Source organism: Streptomyces canus (genome assembly GCF_030815415.1).
GTDB lineage: Bacteria > Actinomycetota > Actinomycetes > Streptomycetales > Streptomycetaceae > Streptomyces > Streptomyces canus_F.
This window is the reverse complement of sequence record NZ_JAUSWW010000001.1, coordinates 1,450,579-1,469,473: the sequence shown is the minus strand read 5'-3', so window position 1 is coordinate 1,469,473 and position 18,895 is coordinate 1,450,579. Positions and strand designations below refer to the sequence as shown.

Below are 18,895 nucleotides of genomic sequence, written 5' to 3'. Positions count from 1 at the left end.
GGAGAGGAACACCGATGACCACCACCGCCACCACCGCGACGACGACCCGTGCCGTGACCGAGGAACTGCTGCGGCGCATCGGCGCGGGCGACCCGGAGCGGATCGCCGAGCTCTACGCCGATCAGGGCGACTGGAAGCTGAACTGGCCGCAGGACGAGCACGGCAGCCCCGCCACCCCGTGGATCCGGCCCCGCTCCAGCCGGGCGGACGCCGCCGCCCACTACCGCGAACTGGCGACCCATCACCTCCCGGCTCAGGCGGCCACCGAGATCGAGCGCATCCTCGTCGACGGCGCCGACGCGGTGGTCCTCGGCGAGATCCGGCAGACCGCCCGGGCGACGGGGCGTCCCTATCGCGCCAGGTTCGCCCTGCACCTGACCGTCGAGGACGGGCTGATCGTCCGTCACCATGTCTACGAGGACAGCCTCGCCGTCGCCCGCGCCTTCGCAGCGTGACGGTCACGACGGCAGCATCATCCGCACGGCCAGCCCCATGATCACGCCGCTCGAGACCACGGCCGTCACCAGCCGCCCCCGTCTGCCGGTCAGCACCCTGCCGAGCAGTGCGCCACCCCCGGCCAGCAGCAGCTGCCAGCTCGCGGAGGCGAGGAAGGCCGCCGCGACGAACACGCCCTGTTCCAGGGGGCGGACCGCGTCGGTGGTGGGGGTGCCGAGGACCAGGGCCGCGAAGTAGATCACGGTGGTCGGGTTGAGCAGGGTGATCCCGAGCAGCGCCAGATACGCCCGCGCGGGGCTCGGGGGAGCCGGGTCGGTGCGCGTGGTGAGCCGACGGCCGCGGTACTGCCGTACGGCGATGACCGCACCCCGTACCGCCAACGCGAGCAGCAGCAGGGCGGAGGCCCAGCGCAGCGGCCCGAGCGCCGGGCGCAGGGCGGCGGCGAGGGCGGCGCCCCCGACCGTGGCCAGCAGGGCGTAGAGCCCGTCGGCGGTCGCGACGCCGAGAGCGGCACAGACCCCGGTGCGCAGCGAGGTACGGGCGGTGAGGGAGACGAGGTAGGTCGCGACCGCGCCGACGGGCACGGCGATGCCGTATCCCGCGAGCAGCCCCGCGACGAGCGCGGCGGTCACGACGTGGGAAGCGTCGGTCCCCACGGTCGGCCGGACTGCTGCTGGAACCGCACCGGAGGAACGGCGGCGGTCAGCGGCAGAAGGACATCGAAGGTGGGCATGGCCGGAGTCTGCGGGCGGTCGGGGGCCGGCGACAACCGAATTACGAGGGCGATCCCCGGCCAGATCGCGCATCCGGGGGATCTGGCCGAACTTGCCGTCCCACAACTAGATGCCTGGGGCATCCAATGAGAGGACGTGCAAGGCACCCTTCGTCTGCGAGGTCTTCCATGACGGAAACGGAACCCGTCGCCTTCCCCCAGGACCGGACGTGCCCCTACCACCCGCCCGCCGCCTACGCCCCTCTGCGCGCTTCCCGCCCACTGACCCGGATCCGGCTCTACGACGGCCGTCCCGCCTGGTTGGTGACCGGACACGCACTCGCCCGCGACCTGCTCGCCGACCGGCGGCTGTCCACCGACCGCACCCACCCCGACTTCCCGGCCCCCACCGAACGCTTCGCGGCGGTCAAGGACCGGAAGGCCGCGCTGCTGGGCTACGACGATCCCGAACACCAGGCCCAGCGCCGCAGGATGATCCCCAGCTTCACGCTCAAACGCGCCGCGGGACTGCGTCCGCAGATCCAGCGGATCGTGGACGAGCGACTCGACGCGATGATCGAACAGGGGCCGCCCGCCGAGCTGGTGAGTGCCTTCGCACTGCCCGTGCCCTCGACGGTGATCTGCGCCCTCCTCGGTGTCCCGTACGCCGATCACGACTTCTTCGAGGGGCAGTCGCGCCGGCTGCTGCGCGGACCGACGGCCGCCGACACCCGGGACGCGCGCGACCGGCTGGACGCGTACTTCGAGGAGCTGATCGACCGCAAGCGGCGGGACCGCGAGCCCGGCGACGGCGTGCTGGACGAACTCGTCCACGAGGGCGCCGTGGACCGGGGGGAACTGATCGCCCTGGCGACCATCCTGCTCGTCGCCGGGCACGAGACCACCGCGAACATGATCTCGCTCGGCACCTACACCCTCCTGCAACACCGCGACCGGCTGACCGAGTTGCGGGCCGATCCGGCTCTCCTGCCCGCCGCTGTCGAGGAGTTGATGCGACTGCTGTCGATCGCGGACGGCCTCCTGCGCATGGCGGTCGAGGACATCGAACTCGACGGGGTGACGATCCGGTCCGGCGACGGAGTGGTGTTCTCGACCTCGGTCATCAACCGCGACGAGAACGTCTATCCCGCACCGGACAGCCTCGACTGGCACCGTTCCGCCCGCCATCACATCGGGTTCGGCTTCGGCATCCACCAGTGCCTGGGGCAGAACCTGGCCCGCGCGGAGATGGAGATCGCCCTGCGCACCCTCCTGGAGCGGCTGCCCACGCTGCGCCTGGCCGCCCCGGCGGACGAGATCCCCTTCAAGCCCGGCGACACCATCCAGGGGATGCTGGAACTCCCCGTGACCTGGTAAGAGGCTCCGCCCATGCACATCGACATCGACAAGGACGTCTGCATCGGGGCCGGCCAGTGCGCCCTGGCCGCCCCGGGCGTGTTCACCCAGGACGACGACGGATTCAGCGAACTGCTGCCCGGCCGGGAGGACGGCGCCGGCGACCCGATGGTGCGCGAGGCGGCCAGGGCCTGCCCCGTCGGGGCCATCACGACGTCCGACTGATCACCCGCAACGGGGGATCCCCGCGGAGGCGACCGTCACGGCCGGGCGAGGTCCATCAGTGACCGGGCCGCCTCCCGCGCCTCCCTGGCCGGCTCGGTGCTCCGGGTGATGCCGGCCGTGACCATCGCCCCCTCGGCCAGCAGGAACAGCTGGCCTGTCAGGGCGTCCGGGAGCCCGGCGTCCGCCACGAGAGCGGCGAGGTAGGCGCGGAACGCCCCTTTGTGCGCCCGCACCTGGGCCGTCACCCGGCTCGACGTCGCGCCCAGTTCTCCGTAGGAATTGATCCACGCGCACCCGCGGAACCCGTCCTCCCCGAACCACCGCTCCAGCCAGTCGAAGACGGCGAGGACCCGTTCCCGGCGGTCCTCGGCGCGCTCCACGTACCGCGCGAGCCGCCCCCGCCACCGCACGTCACGGCGTTCCAGGTACGCCTCCACCAACTGCTCCTTCGCGGGGAAGAGTTGGTACAGCCGCTTGAGCGAGACCCCCGACGCGCCGCGGATGTCGTCCATGCCGACGGACTGGATGCCCCGGCCGTAGAACAGCTCCTCGGCGGCGTCCAGTGCCTGCTCCCGGGCGGTCGCGCTGTCCATGCCGGGTCACTCCTTGACGTGAGAACGTGCGTTCTCCTACGGTAGCAGCCATGCGGGAGAACGCACGTTCTCCCTTTTCGGCCACGGAGGATGACATGACCGACCGTCCACCCCTGCCGCCCTTCACCCGTGAGAGCGCGGCGCGGAAGGTGCAGGCCGCCGAGGACGCCTGGAACACCCGGGACCCGCACAAGGTTGCGCTCGCGTACTCCGAGGACTCGGTGTGGCGCAACCGCGACACCTTCGTCACCGGCCGCGCGGAGATCGTCGAGTTCCTCACCGCGAAGTGGGCGCGCGAGCGGGACTACGCACTGCGCAAGGACCTGTGGGCCTTCGACGGCAACCGCATCGCCGTCCGCTTCCAGTACGAGTGCCGGGACGCCGAGGGCCAGTGGTGGCGCGCGTACGGCAACGAGCTCTGGGAGTTCGACGACCACGGGCTGATGACCCGGCGCGAGGCCAGCATCAACGACGTACCGATCGAGGAGAAGGACCGCCGCGTCCTCGGACCGCGGCCCGAGACCGAGCGCGGGGAGACCTTCCCGCTTCAGTAGGGTCGGCGGGTGACCGAACAGGCCGAGAAACCCTTCCTCTACGTCGTCGTCTGCGCCGCCGGGATCGCCGCGGGCGTCGGCGAACTCATCACCGCCGCCCAGGAAGAGGGCTGGGAGGTCGGAGTCATCGCCACCCCCGTCGCGATGAACGGCTTCTTCGACACCGCCGCCGTCGAGGCCCAGGCCGGCCGTCCGATCCGCTCCGCCTGGCGCAGCCCCGCCGGCCCGCGCCCCTTCCCGCCGCCGGACGCCGTGGTGGTCGCGCCCGCCACCTTCAACACCGTCAACAAATGGGCGGCGGGACTGGGCGACACCCTCGCCGTGGGCACCCTGTGCGAGGCGTCGGGCCTCGGCGTCCCCATCGCCGTACTGCCGTGCGTGGCCGACGCGTTGGCCGCCCATCCCGCCTACCGGGACAGCCTGATACGGCTGCGGGGGATGGGCGTGCGGTTCGGCCCGCCCTTCGCGGGGGAGCCGGGAGCGGAGTTCCCGTGGAAGCAGGCGCTGGATCTGCTCAGACGGTGAGCCGTCGGCTGACGCCCGGGCCCCGCGCGCACCTCACGTCGTACGCTCCCCTTCATGACCATCCGGAAGGCGGGAGCAGCAACGATGCAGTACGTGAAGCTCGGTTCGACCGGCCTGGACGTGTCGCGGATCTGTCTGGGGTGCATGACCTACGGCCTGCCCGACCGCGGCGTCCACGAGTGGACCCTCGACGAGGAGGCGTCGAGGCCGCTGATCCGCCAGGCGCTGGAAGCCGGCATCAACTTCTTCGACACGGCCAACGTGTACTCCGACGGCACCAGCGAGGAGATCGTCGGCAGGGCGCTGCGGGACTTCGCGAACCGTGACGAGATCGTCCTGGCGACCAAGGTGAACGGCCCGATGCGCACGGGGCCGAACGCCGCCGGACTGTCCCGTAAGGCGATCATGGCGGAGATCGACCACAGTCTGAGCCGTCTCGGCACCGACTACGTCGACCTCTACCAGATCCACCGCTACGACCCCCACACCCCCGTCGAGGAGACGATGGAGGCCCTGCACGACCTGGTCAAGGCGGGCAAGGTGCGCTACATCGGGGCGAGTTCGATGTACGCCTGGCAATTCTCCAAGATGCAGTACACGGCCGAGCGGCACGGCTGGACCACATTCGTGTCCATGCAGAACCACTACAACCTCCTCTACCGCGAGGAGGAGCGCGAGATGCTGCCCCTGTGCGCGGATCAGGGTGTGAGCGCGCTGCCCTGGAGCCCCCTCGCCCGCGGTCGGCTGACCCGCGACTGGGGCACCGTCACCGAACGCAGCGCGGGCGACAACTTCGGCGGCCGCCTCTACCTGGAGGGCGACCGCACCATCGTCGAGGCGGTCACCCGCATCGCGACCGACCGAGGCGTCCCCCGCGCCCAGGTGGCCCTCTCCTGGCTCCTGCACCAGAACACGGTGGCGGCACCGATCGTGGGCGCCGCCAAACCGCACCACATCGAGGACGCGGTGGCGGCGGTGGAACTGGAACTGAGCGAGAAGGAGATAGAGGAACTGGAGAGCCCCTACACGGCCCGTCCGATCTCCGGCCACTGAACGCACCCAAGGGGCGCGGGGCTGTAACGATGTGCGGCTACCGCCGCGTGGGCGCGACCAGCCCACACGACCCGCAGCCGCGATATGACCTAGTGCGGCCCCTGCGGTGCGAACTCCGTACCGCAAGGGCCCGCACCCTCACTCTCCGCCAAAGCGACGCGGTCACCCCGCATCGACAGCGTCCGGTAGTACCCCCCGATCCGCTCGGCCGACCGCCCCACGTAGTGGCCGATGAACGACCGCCGAAAACGCCCGTCACTGCGATTCGGCTGCGACCCGTGCACCAGGCTCCCGTTGAAGAACAGAACATCCCCCGGCGCCATGTCGACCGGCACCGCCGCCAGTCCCGCCGGCGGCGGCACGTACTCGCGCGCGAACGACACCCCCTCGTCCGCCTCCTCGGGGCAGAACAGGTCCATCCGGTGCGTTCCGGGCACGACTTCGAGCCCCCCGTTCTCCCGGTCGATGACATCGCACGCCACCCACGCCGCGACACACGTCCCCGGCTCGACCCGCAGATAGAAGTTGTCCTGGTGCAGCGCCTGCCCCCGTGCCCCCGGCGGCTTGAAGTAGAACATGCTCTGCGCGGCCAGCACCTCCTCGTCGAACAGCGTCTCCAGGACCTCCCGCAACCGCGCGTCGAGCAGCACGTCCCGGGCGCGCGCGTTGATCTCGTGCGGCTGCATCACCCGCGGGTACACACCCAGCGGATCCGTGCCGCCCCGCGGTTCGAAGTGCCCCGGCACCGCCCCGGCCGCGTGCAGCGCCGCGAACTCGCCGCACAGCCGGTCGATCTCGTCGTATCCGAACAGTCCCCGTACGACGGTGAACCCGTCCTCCCGGAACTGCCGCAGTCCGGCCTCGGTCAGGACGGGGGTGCTGCCTGTGACGGTCATGCGTCCACTCCTCGCTCGGGTGTCCTCCGCATGTCACGCTAGGTCGGCCCACATCCCGGGAGGATGCCCGTGACCGCCGACGGACTGCCTGAGACTGCTGCGCCGGACGTCCCCGCGCCGCCGCCGGGCCTCGTGATGCTCGGCCGTTTCGACGAGGCGCGGGGCTATGACATCAACCGGCCGCGGGGATCGGCCAGTTGGCTGTTCACCTGGACCACGGGAGGCCAGGGGAGGCTGCGGCAGGGCGTGACCACCGCACAGGCCGCGGCAGGGGACCTGGTCGTGCTCGCGCCGGGTGTGCCGCACGGCTACGGCGTCGGACCGGGCGCGCGGCACTGGCGGTTCTGGTGGGTGCACTGCCAGGCCCGGCCGTCGTGGCTGCCCTGGCTGATCCCGTACGGCGCCGGCGACGGGGTGTATGTCGTCACCTCGACCCCGGCCACGCCGCGGGACCGGGTCGAGGCGGCGTTCCGCCGGATGTTCGTCGACGCCCGCCGGCCGGGTGCGGTGAAGCCGGCGGCCGTGCCGGACGACCGGATCGCCGTGGCGCACGACACCGCCGCCCGTGAGCTCGCGCTGTGCGCCCTGGAGGAGGTCGTCCTGCTCATGGCCGCCGGCGCGCGGGAGCCGACGCCCGCACCAGGCCTCGACCCCCGGGTCCGCCGGGTCCAGGAGCTCCTCGCCGCCGACCCGGGTGCCGCGCACACCGTGGACTCGCTGGCCGCGCACGTCTCGCTGTCGCCCTCCCGGCTGGCGCACCTGTTCACCCGCCAGGTCGGCGAGTCCCCGATGCGAGCGCTGCGCGAGGCACGGCTGCGGCACGCCGCGCGGCTCCTCGAAGGCACCGGCCTGCCCGTCGAACGGGTCGCGGCGGCATCGGGCTTCGTGAGCCCCTTCCATTTCCACCGGGTCTTTCGGGAGCGATTCGGTATGACGCCCGGCACGTACCGGGCGGGCGGCCCAATGGTTGGAGCGTGACGTGCGTAGACCGGCCGTACGCGGGGTGGGGTGGCCGTTCAATGGTTTGGGCCGACGCCTGGTGAAAATCGTTCTCCATAACGGCGTCGATACGGCGTCATGGATCGGTTCCAAGTATTGACGAGCCGTCAATAGGGCTGGTCGCGCACACAATGCACAAAACTGAATGATCTCTTGTTACATCTCGCTGACCTGTGCAAAGGTTATGCCTTGTCGGCGTGCAGACATTAGAATCCGCCCGCCTTGACCGCTCCCGTACGTCCCCCACGCTTCACAAGAGCTGTCGTCGTCGGGACCGCATACCCCTTGGTATGGACTTAGTTTTGTATGCCCCCGAGAGGAATGCAGCCGTGAATGCCGACGCCACGGACGAACAACTCAGCGCTGAGCTGAAGAAGTGGACCGGGGCCGCGCCCGCGCTCCATCCCGTCGGTGAACTCCTCGACCGCCACTGGGAGGCGGCCTTCGCCTATGCCCGGCTGTGCACCGACAGTGCGCGGTCCGCCGGAATGCTCACGACCGCGGCTTTCACCCGGCTCTTCGGTGAAACCCTGCGGCAGAACGGGCCGACGGCCGCCTGGCGTCCCCAACTGCTCGTCACCGTGCGCCGGATCGCCGCGGAGTGGGACGGCGACCACCGACGCGAACAGCTCCACCCCGAACTGCGCTCCGGGACCGGGGACGGGGACCGCGCCGCGGCCCGTCTGCTGCCGCCCGCGGAGCGACGGCTGCTGTCCGGCGCGTTCCAGCGGCTGCCCCAGTCGGCCCGCTGCCTGCTGTGGCACAGCGAGGTCGAGGCCGAGCCGCTGTCCGTTCCGGCCTCCCTGCTGGGGCTGGACGAGGAGGACGCCGGCGTCGAACTGCGCCGGGCCCAGGAGCGGTTGCGCGAGGAGTGCCTCCATGTGCACCGCGAACTCGCCCCGGAACAGGAGTGCCGCAGCTACGTCAGGATGCTGGACGTCACCTACCGGCGCGGTGGTGTCGACGTCGACCCCGATCTGCGCGCACACCTGGACCGCTGCAAGCACTGCCGCGACACCGCCGACCAGCTCCAGCAGTTCAACAACGGCCTCGGCGTCGTCCTGGCGGAAGCGGTCCTCGGGTGGGGCGGCCGCGCCTACGCGGAATCCCGCACCGCCGTGCGGGACGCGCCGGCTCAAGCGCCCGAGCGGCCGCAGGCCCCGCCCGTAGTGCCGGGCGAGCCCTTCTTCGACGTGGCCCCCGCCGGCCCGCGCGCGGTCCGCGGAGCCTGCCCCTCGCGCACGGCACGCAAGGAAGCCCGCCGCGCCGCCGCCCGGCGCCGCAACCTCGCCGCCGCGGTCCTCACCGTCAGCGGGCTGGTCGTCCTGCCCCTGGTCCTGTGGTCGGTCCTCAGTGGCGGGGACGGCACCACCTCGGCCGGCGGCACCCAGGCCTCCGAGACGCCCGGCACCGGAGCGGGCAAGTCCTCCTCCGACTCCTCGTGGGTCGGCTCCGGCAAGGACGTGGAGGGCACACTGCGCGGCAGGCTGCACAACGTCGACTCCGGACTGTGCATCGGCGTCGTCGGCAAGAAGGCCGTCAAGGACGCGGAGACCGAGGTCACCAAGTGCTCCTCGAAGACCGACCAGCAGTGGACGTACGAGACGGACGGCACGCTGAGCAGCGTCGCGGACCCGGACCTGTGCCTGGACTCCCACCTCGGCTACTCGGTGCGGCTGGCCCCGTGCTCCGGCACCGACAAGGCGGAGTCCAAGAACATCCGCTACGACTTCACCCTCCAGGGCAACCTGGTGCCGCGCTGGGACCAGGACCTGGCCCTGACACCCGCCGCCACCGACGGCACGGGCGCCGTGGTCCTCAAGTCCCGTGCCGACCTCGCCGTTCAGCGCTGGGTGTTCGACACCTCCAAGACCGACCCCCAGATGGAGGTGGTCAACTGGGACGCGCAGAGCGACATCGCTCGGAAGACCCCCGTCGCGATCCCCACCCCCACACCCACGCCGACGAAGAAGAAGGCCTCACCGACACCGTCCCCGAGCCCGTCGACCGCACAGCCGACCCCGACGAGCCCGTCGTACCCCAGCGGCATGCCCTGCTACGGGTACTACTGCTCCTGGGACGGCCAGTACGGCAGCGGATACGGCGGCGGCTACGGGTACGGCTACGGGTACGGCTACGGGTACGGCGGGTACGGCGGCCCGCGCTGACCGCCCGGCTCACACCCCGACGACCTGGAGCGACACCCACAGGGCCAGCGTGGCCGGCACCAGCGCGGCCGGGACGGCGAGCAGACCGAGCCGGGTGAACTCCCCGAGTCCGACCTCGTGCCCGTGCCGCTGCACGATCCGCCGCCACAGCAGGGTGGCGAGCGATCCGGCGTACGTCAGGTTCGGGCCGATGTTCACCCCGATCAGCACCGCGAGTACCGCCCCGGGACCGGCCGTGGCGGTCAGCGGCAGCAGGACCAGGACCGCGGGCAGGTTGTTGATCAGGTTCGCCAGGACGGCGGCCAGGGCGGCGATCCCGAGCAGCGCCACCAGTCCCGAGCCCTCGGGCAGGACGTGCCGCAGCGCGTCGGCGAGCCCGTTGTCGACGACCGCGCGCACGACGACGCCGAGCGCCAGCACGAACGCCAGGAACCCCGGAGCGGCGGACCGCATCACCGTGAGCGGGGTGGCCTGCCGACGGACGAGCGCACGCCCCGCCAGCACCAGCGCGCCCACCAGGGCCACCCACGCCGGGTCGATGCCGATCGCCGACGCCACGACGAACCCCGCCAGCGTGCAGCCCACGGTGACGAGCGCGAACACCGGCAGCGCGGGCGTCTCCGCGGTGTCGGAGCGGGCCGCGGGGGCCTTGAGGTCGTCCTCGAAGAAGCGCCGGAACACCAGATACTCGGCGCCGATCGCAACCAGCCAGGGCAGCGCCATCAGCGCCGCGAACCGGGTGAAACTCAGGCCGCTCGCCGCGAACGCCAACAGGTTGGTCAGGTTGGACACCGGCAGCAGCAGCGACGCCGTGTTCGACAGGTGCGCGCAGGCATAGAGGTGCGGTTTGGCCCGGACACCGCTGCGGGCCGCGGTGGCCAGCACGACCGGCGTCAGCAGCACCACCGTGGCGTCCAGACTGAGCACGGCCGTGATCGCCGACGCGAGCGCGAACACCGCGGTCAGCAGCCGGCCCGGGCGCCCCGCGGAGCTGCGGGCCATCCACGCCCCGCAGGCCCGGAAGAGCCCCTCGACATCGCAGAAGTGGGCGAGGACCAGCACCGCGGCCAGGAAGCCGACCACCGGTCCGAGCCGCTCGACCTCCGCCCACGCGTGGTCCGGGGAGATCGCCCCGGTGGCGATCACCAGGCCTGCCGCCGGGACCGCGAGCACCGCCTCCGGCAGGCCTTTTGGGCGAACGACGGCCCAGGCGAGTACGGCGACGAGCAGCGCTATGGACAGGGTTTCGGCGAGCGGGGTGTTCAGCGGTGATCCTTAGAGCGTGGTCGAGCCGTGCCCGTCCATGAGAACAGGCCCGGGTAAGAGCCCCCTTACCGGGTCAGGTGCCGGGCCCCCGGTCGAACGCCGTGATGGACACCGTGGACTCGTTGCCGGACACCGGCACCTCACCGGCCGACCACGACACCTTCAGCGGGTCCCGCTCGTCCGGCGGGGTCACCAGCAGCGCGTCCGGGTCGGCGGTACGGGCCCCGCTGATCTCCGGGTTGGAGAACGTGATCCCCGACCACGCGTTCTGCCCCGGCGCCAGCTTCACGGTGGCCGGTGTGCCGGGGGTGCGCTTCGGGTCCGGCCCCAGCTGCCTGCCGGAGGCGTCGACGAACGCGGCACCCGGATAGCCGTGGAGGGTGCAGGTACGGGACGAGGTGTTCGTCAGGATCACGGGGAAGTTCTCCTGCCCCGCCCCCGGGTCGTTGCGGCCGAGCGTGGCCTCCAGCTCGTAGGTGTGACAGCGGGCACTTTTGCCGGGCTTGCCTGGCGTGCTGCCGACGGGGGAGGGTGTCGCGGCTGTGGTGGTCGGCTCCGCCGAGGACGCGGCCGTCGTTCCGTCGGTGGTGGCCGGGGCGGCCGTGCCCGGCAGTGTCCGCGGCGCGGACGCGGAGTCGCCGCCGTCACCACAGGCGGTCAGCAGGCCCAGCAGCGCGGCCGCACTCACGAACAGAACCGACCGGTAGGTGTTCACCATGACTCTTCACACTCCTCGTATGGCGCGGTGTGCCCCGTCATGAAGGTCCGATGCGGCCGCGGCCGGAAAAGTTCGCGCGTTCAGCCCCCGACCCGGACCGAGCCGAGGACACGCCGGATGCCCTTCGGCTCGCCCTGCTGCCGGATCTGCACGTACAGCTGCGGCTGCCCGCTGCCGTCCGGGGGAGTCAGCCCGGCCTCGACGACGGAGCCGCCGCCCGGACAGTCGCTCCATGTGCGGACCCGGCCGTGCCACACGGGCAGGGTGTGGTCGCGGGCCCCGTCGTAGTGACAGGCGGGATGGGCGAGGGCGTTCACCAGGGCCGTGATCTCGCCCCGCCCGACCCTGCCGACGAACATTCCGTCGACGTCCGCGCCGAGATCCTGCCACCGCGCCAGATCGTCCGCGACGGCGAAACCCGGCTGATGACCGGCGGGCAGCCCCAGCACGCGCGGATCCCATCCCCAGCCACGCACCTGACCGGCCCACGTGGCGGGCACCACGGCCGCGACCCGGCCGGTGGTGTCCTCGATCCGCAGCTCGGTCGGCGCCGGCCCGTGGTCCATCTGTGTGAAGGCCATACCGGCCACGGCCGCCCCGGCCGCCAGACCGAGCAGCCGGTGGCGCCGCCGCCGGGGCTTCGGGCCCGTCGCCAGCCGCTCCAGTTCCTCGGCGAAGGCCCGCGCGTCGGGCCGGCGGCGCTTCCGGTCGGTCCGCAGCGCCCGCATCAGGGCCCGCCGCACGCCGGGATCCAGGCCCGGACGCAGCCGGTCCGGCCGTACGACCTTCCCCGGCGGGCCCGGCACGCTGCCGGTGACCAGGTGGTAGCCGACCGCGCCCAGGCTGTACACGTCGGCCCGCGCGTCGATGCCCGCACCCGGCTCGGCCTGCTCGGGCGGCCGGTAGCCCGCCGCACCGGCGGCCGTGGTGAGCCCGGACGCCTCGGCGAGCGTCCTGGCCGGCCCGAGGTCGGCGAGCACGACCTCCAGGACGCCGTCCGGGCCGGTGCGCAGCAGCAGGTTGGTCGGCTTGATGTCCTGGTGCACGATCCCCACCTCGTGCAGCGTGGCCGCGGCACGGGCCGCCAGCGCGGTGAACCGCAGCGCCTCGGGCACGGGGAGCGGACCGTCGTGGAGCAGGTCGGCGAGGGTGCCGCCGTCGGCGTACTCCATCACCAAGTACGGTCTGTCGTCGGGCAGTTCGCCGATGTCGTAGACCTGCACCACCCGCGGCGAACCGGCCCGGCGCAGCAACCGGGCCTCGGACAGGAAGCGCTCGCGGATGTCCGGTCGGTGCGACCAGTTGTCGGCGAGGATCTTCACGGCGACCGGCACGTCGAGTGTGTCGTCGTGCGCGAGCCACACGGTCCCGAACGCGCCGGTGCCCAGGGGGCGTTGGATCCGGTAGCGGCCGATGCGCTCGACGGAGTGCATACGACCATCATGCCTGCCCTGCCGTGCGGACGCCGAGGAGCCGGTGCAGGATGTGCTGCTCCAACTGGCCTGAGAAATCGGCACGTTCGAGGGTCGCAGCTGTTTGACGGACGGGGGCTGAGGGTTGCGCGGGCGTCCGTCAGCCGTCCTCGTCGAGCCGAGCGATCTCGGCCCAGATGGTCTTGCCCTCGGTGGTGTGCCGGCTGCCCCAGCGCTGGGTGAGCTGGGCGACCAGGAGCAGTCCGCGGCCGCCCTCGTCCCAGGTCTTGGCGCGCCGCAGATGCGGGGCCGTGTGGTTGGTGTCCGACACCTCGCAGATCAGCGTGGTCTCGTCGTGGATGAGCCGCAGCCGGATGGGGCGCGCGCCGTAGCGGATGGCGTTGGTGACGAGCTCGCTCACGACCAGCTCCGCGGTGAACGACGCCTCCAGGAGGTCCCAGGTGCCCAGCTGGTCGACGACCTGCTTGCGGATCGGGCCGACGAGCGCCGGGTCGGCGGGGATGTGCCAGGTCGCGACCTGGGCGGCGGGCAGCCCTCGGGTGCGGGCCAGCAGCAGCGCCACGTCGTCGGCGGAGCCGCCCGCCGGGAGCAGGGTGTGCAGAACCCGGTCGCAGGTCTCCTCCAGTGACTCCGAGGACACCGACAGGGCCTCGCGCAGCAGTGCGTGACCGGCGTCGGCGTCCCGCTCACGGGACTCGATCAGGCCGTCGGTGAAGAACGACAGCACCGTGCCCTCGCGCAACTCCAGCTCGGCGGACTCGAAGGGCAGCCCGCCCACGCCCAGCGGCGGGCCGGAGGGCAGGTCGACCAGCCGAGGTGCACCGCCCGGCGTGATCATCACCGGCGCGGGATGTCCGGCGCGGGCCAGTGTGCAGCGCCGCGACACCGGGTCGTAGACCGCGTACAGACAGGTGGCGCCGACCTCGCCGGGGCTGCCCTCGCCGCCGGCCTCCGCGGACAGTCGGACGACGAGGTCGTCGAGGTGGGTGAGCAGTTCGTCGGGGGCGAGGTCGATGTCGGCCAGCGTGCGTACGGCGGTGCGCAGCCGGCCCATCGTGGCCGAGGCCTGGATGCCGTGGCCGACCACGTCCCCGACGACCATCGCGACCCGCATCCCGGACAGCGGGATCACGTCGAACCAGTCGCCGCCGACCCCGGCCCGCGCCGCCGGGAGATAGCGCGAGGCCGCGTCCACGGCGGCGGTGCGCGGCAGCTTGCGGGGCAGCAGACTGCGCTGCAGGGCGAGGGTGGTCTCCCGCTCGCGGGAGAAACGGCGGGCGTTGTCGATGCAGACGGCCGCGCGGGCCGTCACCTCCTCGGCCAGCAGCACGTCGTCGGGCGTGAACGGGTCCGGCCGCCGGAACCGTGTCAGCACCGCGACTCCGAGGGTCAGCCCGCGGGCCTGGATCGGCACGGACATCGTCGAGTGAATGCCGTACTCCTGGACCCGCTCACTGCGCGCCGGGTCCCAGGACAGCCACTGGTCGAGCTCCCCGGACGCCACGGTGGCGACGCTGGTGCCGCCCGCCACCAGCGAGTCGGCCTGCGGTGAGGTGGCCGGATAGGACTCCAGCTGTCCGGGCTTGACGACGGCCTCGGGGGTGCCGGGGTTGACCGACTGGTGCGCGGCGCGGCGCAGCCCGACCGGTGCGGTGAGCACTGGCGGCGGATCGCCGTTCTCCTGCGGGTCCAGCAGGTCGATGCTGACGAAGTCGGCGAGCGCGGGCACACAGACGTCGGCGAGCTCCTGCGCGGTCCGGGTGACGTCGAGAGTGGAGCCGATGCGCACGCTCGCCTCGTTGACCAGCTGGAGCCGCTCCCGGGCGAGGTAGTTCTCGGTGAAGTCGTGCGCCGCCAGGCACACCCCCCGCACCCGCCCCTCGGCGTCGGTGACCGGGGCCATCCGGGCCAGCCACGCGTGCGCGGACCGCTCCCCGCCGGTCCGCATGTACGTCTGGACGTCCTCGGCGCGGCCCGAGGCGAGCACCCGCAGCAGATGCCGCTCGAGCTCCGCGCTCTCCGGTTTGCCGCCGATCTCCGACAGTCTGAGGCCCCGGATGCGCTCCTCGGGCAGTCCGATCACCTCGGCCATGGCGTCGTTGACCCGGCGCAGCCGCGCCGCTCGTCGTAGACCGCGACGGCACAGGGCGACTGGACGAGCGCCGCCGTGGCGAGAGGGCCGTCCGGGGAGGCGGTGACCTCCAGCGGGGTGACCACGAGCCAGTGACCCGGGCTGCCGTCCCGCGAGCGGCTGTGGTGGGCGAGCAGCCACACCGACACGGTGCCGCCGTCGCGGTGGCGGAGCGTGACGGTGCCGTCCCAGCGGGGGCCCCCGGGCGTGAACATCGTGTCCGGACCGTCGCTGACCAGCAGATTCGCGGCGGGGTGACCTACGACCTCGGAAGCGGGGCGGCCCAGCAGTCGCTCGGCGCCGCCGTTCCACTCCCGGACCGTGCCGAGGTCGTCGATGACAGCCCGTGCCGTCGCGGCATCGTCGAACGGGTAGTCCGGGCTCATCGTCGCCACTCCATCGCGGACACTCACAGTGAACAGGTGCGTCACTTGAGTTCCAGACTAGTCCGTCACGCTCGCGCGCGGACGGGAACCCCCTGCGTACCCGGGGGCGCGGGCAAGGCGGACATCCGGCCGTTGTGACGCGCGGGGCAGCCGTGTGTGGGCGCACCCTTGACGGTCCCGTGTGGCGCGGCGTCAGAATCTGTGTGTTCACGATCAGTTGTGAGTACTTCTGGGCCCTGATGAGGGAGAGCCGCACGCCATGACGGTCACTCGCAGATCTGTCCTGATCGCCTCCGCCGCCGCGCCCGCGGCCGGAGCGTTCCTGAGCCCCTCGGCGGCACTGGTCGCCGAGGCCGCCGCCGGGGGCGCCTCGGGCCGCGGCACGGTCGCCCTGCGCGACGGCTGGCGCTTCGCGCTGGTCAACCCGGGCGGGATCACCGATCCGACCGGCGCCTACGCCGGCGCCGCCGACCCCGCCTACGACGACTCGGCCTGGCGCCAGGTCGCCGTGCCGCACGACTGGAGCATCGAACTCGCCCCCACCACACAGAACGGCACCACCAGCGGCACCGGCTTCTTCCCGGGCGGCCTCGGCTGGTACCGCCTCGCCTTCACCCTGCCGCCCGCCTACGCCGGTAAGCGGATCTCGGTGGAGTTCGACGGCGTCTACATGGACGCGTACGTCTACTGCAACGGCACCGAGGCCGGTCGCCACCCCTACGGCTACACCGGCTTCGCCTTCGACGTCACCGACCTGCTGCACACCGACGGCACCACCGAGAACGTGATCGCGGTCAAGGTGCAGAACCGGCTGCCCAGCAGCCGCTGGTACTCGGGCAGCGGCATCTACCGCGAGGCCCGCCTCGTGGTGACCGAGCCGGTGCATGTGAAGCGCTGGGGCACCTACGTCACCACGCCGGACGTCACCGGGGAACGGGCGGTGGTCCGGGTGGAGACCTCCGTGGCGAACGAGTCGGGCGCCGCGAGGCAGGTCGAGATCAGGTCGACGGTCAAGGACGCGCGCGGCCGGACGGTGGCCCGCAGGGCGACCACGGCGGACATCACCGAGCAGGCGACGGAGATCCATGAACTCACCGTCCCCGAGCCCAGGCTGTGGGACTTCGGCGACCCCCACCGCTACACCCTGCTGACCGAACTCCGTGTGGCCGGCCGGACCGTCGACACCTACCGCACACCCTTCGGCATCCGCACCTTCCGCATCGACCCCGACGAGGGCTTCCACCTCAACGGCACCCACGCCAAGTTCAAGGGCGTCGACCTCCACCACGACCTCGGCGCACTCGGCGCCGCCGTCAGCATCGACGCGATCCGACGGCAGATGACCCTCATGAAGTCGATGGGCGTCAACGCGTTCCGCACCTCCCACAACCCGCCCTCGCCGGAGATGATCCGGGTCTGCGAGGAGCTCGGCATCGTGATGCTGGTGGAGGCGTTCGACTGCTGGAAGACCGGCAAGACGCGCTACGACTACGGCCGGTTCTTCGACGAGTGGTGCGAGAAGGACGCGACCGAGATGGTGCTCGCGGCCCGCAACTCGCCCGCCGTGCTGCTGTGGTCGATCGGCAACGAGATCCCCGACTCCACCTCCACCGCCGGACTCGCCATGGCCGACCGGATCATCGACGCCATCAGGGCCGTCGACGACACCCGCCCGCTGATCATCGGCTCCGACAAGTACCGGCGGCTGCCCGCCAAGGGCTCGGCGGCCGATCTGATGCTGGCCAAGCTGGACGGCCTCGGCCTCAACTACAACACGGCCAAGTCGGTGGACCAGTTGCACGAGGCGTACCCGCATCTGTTCCTCTTCGAGTCCGAGTCGTCCTCCGAGACCTCGACCCGCGGCGTCTACCAGGAGCCCGAACACCTCAACACCGGCGAGAACCACACCCCGGGCAGACGGGCCGTCTCCTCGTACGACAACAACCTCGCCTCCTGGACCATGAGCGGCGAGTACGGGCACAAGAAGGACCGGGACCGCAAGTGGTTCGCGGGGCAGTTCCTGTGGTCGGGCATCGACTACATCGGCGAACCCACGCCGTACGACGTGTTCCCGGTCAAGGCCTCCTTCTTCGGAGCGGTCGACACGGCCGGCTTCCCGAAGGACATGTACTACCTCTTCCGGAGCCAGTGGACCAGTGAACCGATGGTCCATCTGCTGCCGATGACCTGGAACCACGCGGAGGGTGACACGGTCGAGGTGTGGGCGTACTCCAACATCGCCACCGTCGAGCTGTTCCTCAACGGGAAGTCCCTCGGCACCCGGACCTTCGACACCAAGAAGACCGTCGACGGCCGGGAGTACCTGGAGACCACCGAGGCCACCGGCGACGACAAGACCTTCACCGACGGCCCCTACCCCGGCAGTTACACGAGCCCCGACGGCAGCGCGGGCAAGCTCCATCTGACCTGGAAAGTGCCGTACCGGCCGGGGGAGTTGAAGGCGGTGGCCCGCCGCGGCGGCAAGGTCGTCGCCACCGATGTGCTGCGCACGGCGGGCCCGGCGCGTGCCGTACGGCTGACAGCGGACCGCAAGACGCTTTCGGCGGACGGGCGGTCGCTGGTCTTCGTGACCGCGGAGATCGTCGACGCCCGCGGAGTGGTCGTACCCGACGCGGAGAACCTGATCACCTTCGAGGTGAAAGGCGGCTCCCTCGCCGGACTCGACAACGGGCGCGAGGAGAGCGCCGAGCGCTACCAGGCCAGCACCCGGACCGCCTTCTGCGGCAAGGCGCTCGCGATCGTGCGGGCGGGCACGGAGCCGGGCGCGCTGAAGGTGACCGCCCGCGCGGAGGGCCTCAAGGCGGGCACCGCGAACCTGCGCGCCAGGCCGGCCCGGTCGGCCTCGGCCACCCCGGCGGCCGAGTTCGCCCCCGACCACCCGGCACCGCCGAACTACCCCTACGCGGACGCCAGTTACTCCGGCCGCCCCGACACCCTGCCCGCCGCCATGCTCGACGGCGACGCGGCCACCGGCTGGTCCAACGCCTTCAGCAAGGCCGCCACGGCCCTTCTGCCGCTCTTCAACGGGGCCAGGGCCGAGGACTGGGTCTCCGTGGACTTCGGCCGCACCCGGACCTTCGACCGCGTCGAGGTCTCCTTCACCTTGAGCGCCACGCACGCCCTGCCCGCCTCCATCGAGGTCGAGGTGTGGGACGGTGAGCGCTATGTGAGGGCCGAGGGTGCGGCCATGGGGTGGGCCACGACCTCGGACGAACCCACGCTGATCACCTTCGCGGCGATCCAGGGCTCCAGGCTTAGGCTGACCCTGACCAGCACCCACCCGGGGGAGGCCCGCGGAGCGATGCGCATCAGCAAGCTGGAGATACCCGCCACCTGAGCCCACGTCACGGTCTGGACAGGCGGTTCCGGCAACACCCCGAGGGGCGCGGGGCCGTATCGACCA

General features: G+C 71.7%; 15 protein-coding genes and 1 pseudogene. 9 read left to right on the top strand and 7 right to left on the bottom strand.

The window, feature by feature from the left end:
- Positions 1 to 14: 14 nt before the first annotated feature.
- Entirely contained in the window at positions 15 to 455 is a 441-nt protein-coding gene (locus tag QF037_RS06845) for a nuclear transport factor 2 family protein (RefSeq protein ID WP_307022849.1), read from the top strand.
- A 3-nt stretch (positions 456 to 458) separates the two neighbouring features.
- On the opposite strand, the gene QF037_RS06840 is transcribed toward QF037_RS06845, so the two are convergent.
- Positions 459 to 1,088, bottom strand: a complete 630-nt coding sequence (locus QF037_RS06840) for a LysE family transporter (RefSeq protein ID WP_307037031.1) — start codon at positions 1,086 to 1,088, stop codon at positions 459 to 461.
- Positions 1,089 to 1,357: 269 nt separating this feature from the next.
- On the opposite strand from QF037_RS06840, the gene QF037_RS06835 reads away from it, so the two are divergent.
- Both QF037_RS06835 and QF037_RS06830 read left to right on the top strand, forming a co-directional pair.
- Entirely contained in the window at positions 1,358 to 2,545 is a 1,188-nt protein-coding gene (locus tag QF037_RS06835; RefSeq protein ID WP_307022847.1) for a cytochrome P450, read from the top strand.
- Positions 2,546 to 2,557: 12 nt separating this feature from the next.
- Positions 2,558 to 2,749 (top strand): ferredoxin, encoded by a 192-nt coding sequence (locus tag QF037_RS06830; protein WP_307022845.1) that lies wholly within the window; start codon positions 2,558 to 2,560, stop codon positions 2,747 to 2,749.
- Positions 2,750 to 2,784: 35 nt separating this feature from the next.
- Here QF037_RS06830 and QF037_RS06825 read toward each other — a convergent pair whose 3' ends face one another.
- Complete coding sequence (locus QF037_RS06825) at positions 2,785 to 3,342, bottom strand: TetR/AcrR family transcriptional regulator (protein ID WP_307022843.1); 558 nt, start codon at positions 3,340 to 3,342, stop codon at positions 2,785 to 2,787.
- Between the two features lie 95 nt (positions 3,343 to 3,437).
- Here QF037_RS06825 and QF037_RS06820 point away from each other — a divergent pair, with 95 nt between their 5' ends.
- The 3 genes from QF037_RS06820 (at position 3,438) to QF037_RS06810 (ending at position 5,474) form a co-directional block, all read left to right on the top strand.
- On the top strand, positions 3,438 to 3,896 hold the full coding sequence (locus QF037_RS06820; RefSeq protein ID WP_307022841.1) for a nuclear transport factor 2 family protein: 459 nt from the start codon (positions 3,438 to 3,440) through the stop codon (positions 3,894 to 3,896).
- A gap of 9 nt (positions 3,897 to 3,905) precedes the next feature.
- Positions 3,906 to 4,421 carry a flavoprotein gene (locus QF037_RS06815; RefSeq protein WP_307022839.1) on the top strand — a complete coding sequence of 172 codons (516 nt, stop codon included), beginning with the start codon at positions 3,906 to 3,908 and terminating at the stop codon, positions 4,419 to 4,421.
- 84 nt (positions 4,422 to 4,505) lie between these two features.
- Positions 4,506 to 5,474 (top strand): aldo/keto reductase, encoded by a 969-nt coding sequence (locus tag QF037_RS06810; protein WP_307037029.1) that lies wholly within the window; start codon positions 4,506 to 4,508, stop codon positions 5,472 to 5,474.
- An 89-nt stretch (positions 5,475 to 5,563) separates the two neighbouring features.
- Here QF037_RS06810 and QF037_RS06805 read toward each other — a convergent pair whose 3' ends face one another.
- Positions 5,564 to 6,370, bottom strand: coding sequence for a phytanoyl-CoA dioxygenase family protein (locus QF037_RS06805; RefSeq protein ID WP_307022837.1), 807 nt, complete (start codon positions 6,368 to 6,370; stop codon positions 5,564 to 5,566).
- Between the two features lie 63 nt (positions 6,371 to 6,433).
- On the opposite strand from QF037_RS06805, the gene QF037_RS06800 reads away from it, so the two are divergent.
- Both QF037_RS06800 and QF037_RS06795 read left to right on the top strand, forming a co-directional pair.
- Entirely contained in the window at positions 6,434 to 7,348 is a 915-nt protein-coding gene (locus QF037_RS06800; protein WP_307022835.1) for a helix-turn-helix domain-containing protein, read from the top strand.
- 311 nt (positions 7,349 to 7,659) lie between these two features.
- Entirely contained in the window at positions 7,660 to 9,537 is a 1,878-nt protein-coding gene (locus QF037_RS06795) for an RICIN domain-containing protein (protein ID WP_307022833.1), read from the top strand.
- A gap of 9 nt (positions 9,538 to 9,546) precedes the next feature.
- On the opposite strand, the gene QF037_RS06790 is transcribed toward QF037_RS06795, so the two are convergent.
- The 4 genes and pseudogenes from QF037_RS06790 to QF037_RS06775 form a co-directional block, all read right to left on the bottom strand.
- Positions 9,547 to 10,803, bottom strand: coding sequence for an arsenic transporter (locus QF037_RS06790; RefSeq protein WP_307037028.1), 1,257 nt, complete (start codon positions 10,801 to 10,803; stop codon positions 9,547 to 9,549).
- A 73-nt stretch (positions 10,804 to 10,876) separates the two neighbouring features.
- A complete protein-coding gene (locus tag QF037_RS06785) occupies positions 10,877 to 11,521 on the bottom strand; it encodes a DUF4232 domain-containing protein (protein ID WP_307022831.1) in 645 nt (214 codons plus the stop codon).
- 80 nt (positions 11,522 to 11,601) lie between these two features.
- Complete coding sequence (locus tag QF037_RS06780; RefSeq protein WP_307022829.1) at positions 11,602 to 12,954, bottom strand: serine/threonine-protein kinase; 1,353 nt, start codon at positions 12,952 to 12,954, stop codon at positions 11,602 to 11,604.
- Positions 12,955 to 13,093: 139 nt separating this feature from the next.
- Positions 13,094 to 15,471, bottom strand: a pseudogene (locus tag QF037_RS06775) (SpoIIE family protein phosphatase).
- A 259-nt stretch (positions 15,472 to 15,730) separates the two neighbouring features.
- On the opposite strand from QF037_RS06775, the gene QF037_RS06770 reads away from it, so the two are divergent.
- Entirely contained in the window at positions 15,731 to 18,829 is a 3,099-nt protein-coding gene (locus tag QF037_RS06770; protein WP_307022827.1) for a glycoside hydrolase family 2 TIM barrel-domain containing protein, read from the top strand.
- Positions 18,830 to 18,895: the final 66 nt, after the last annotated feature.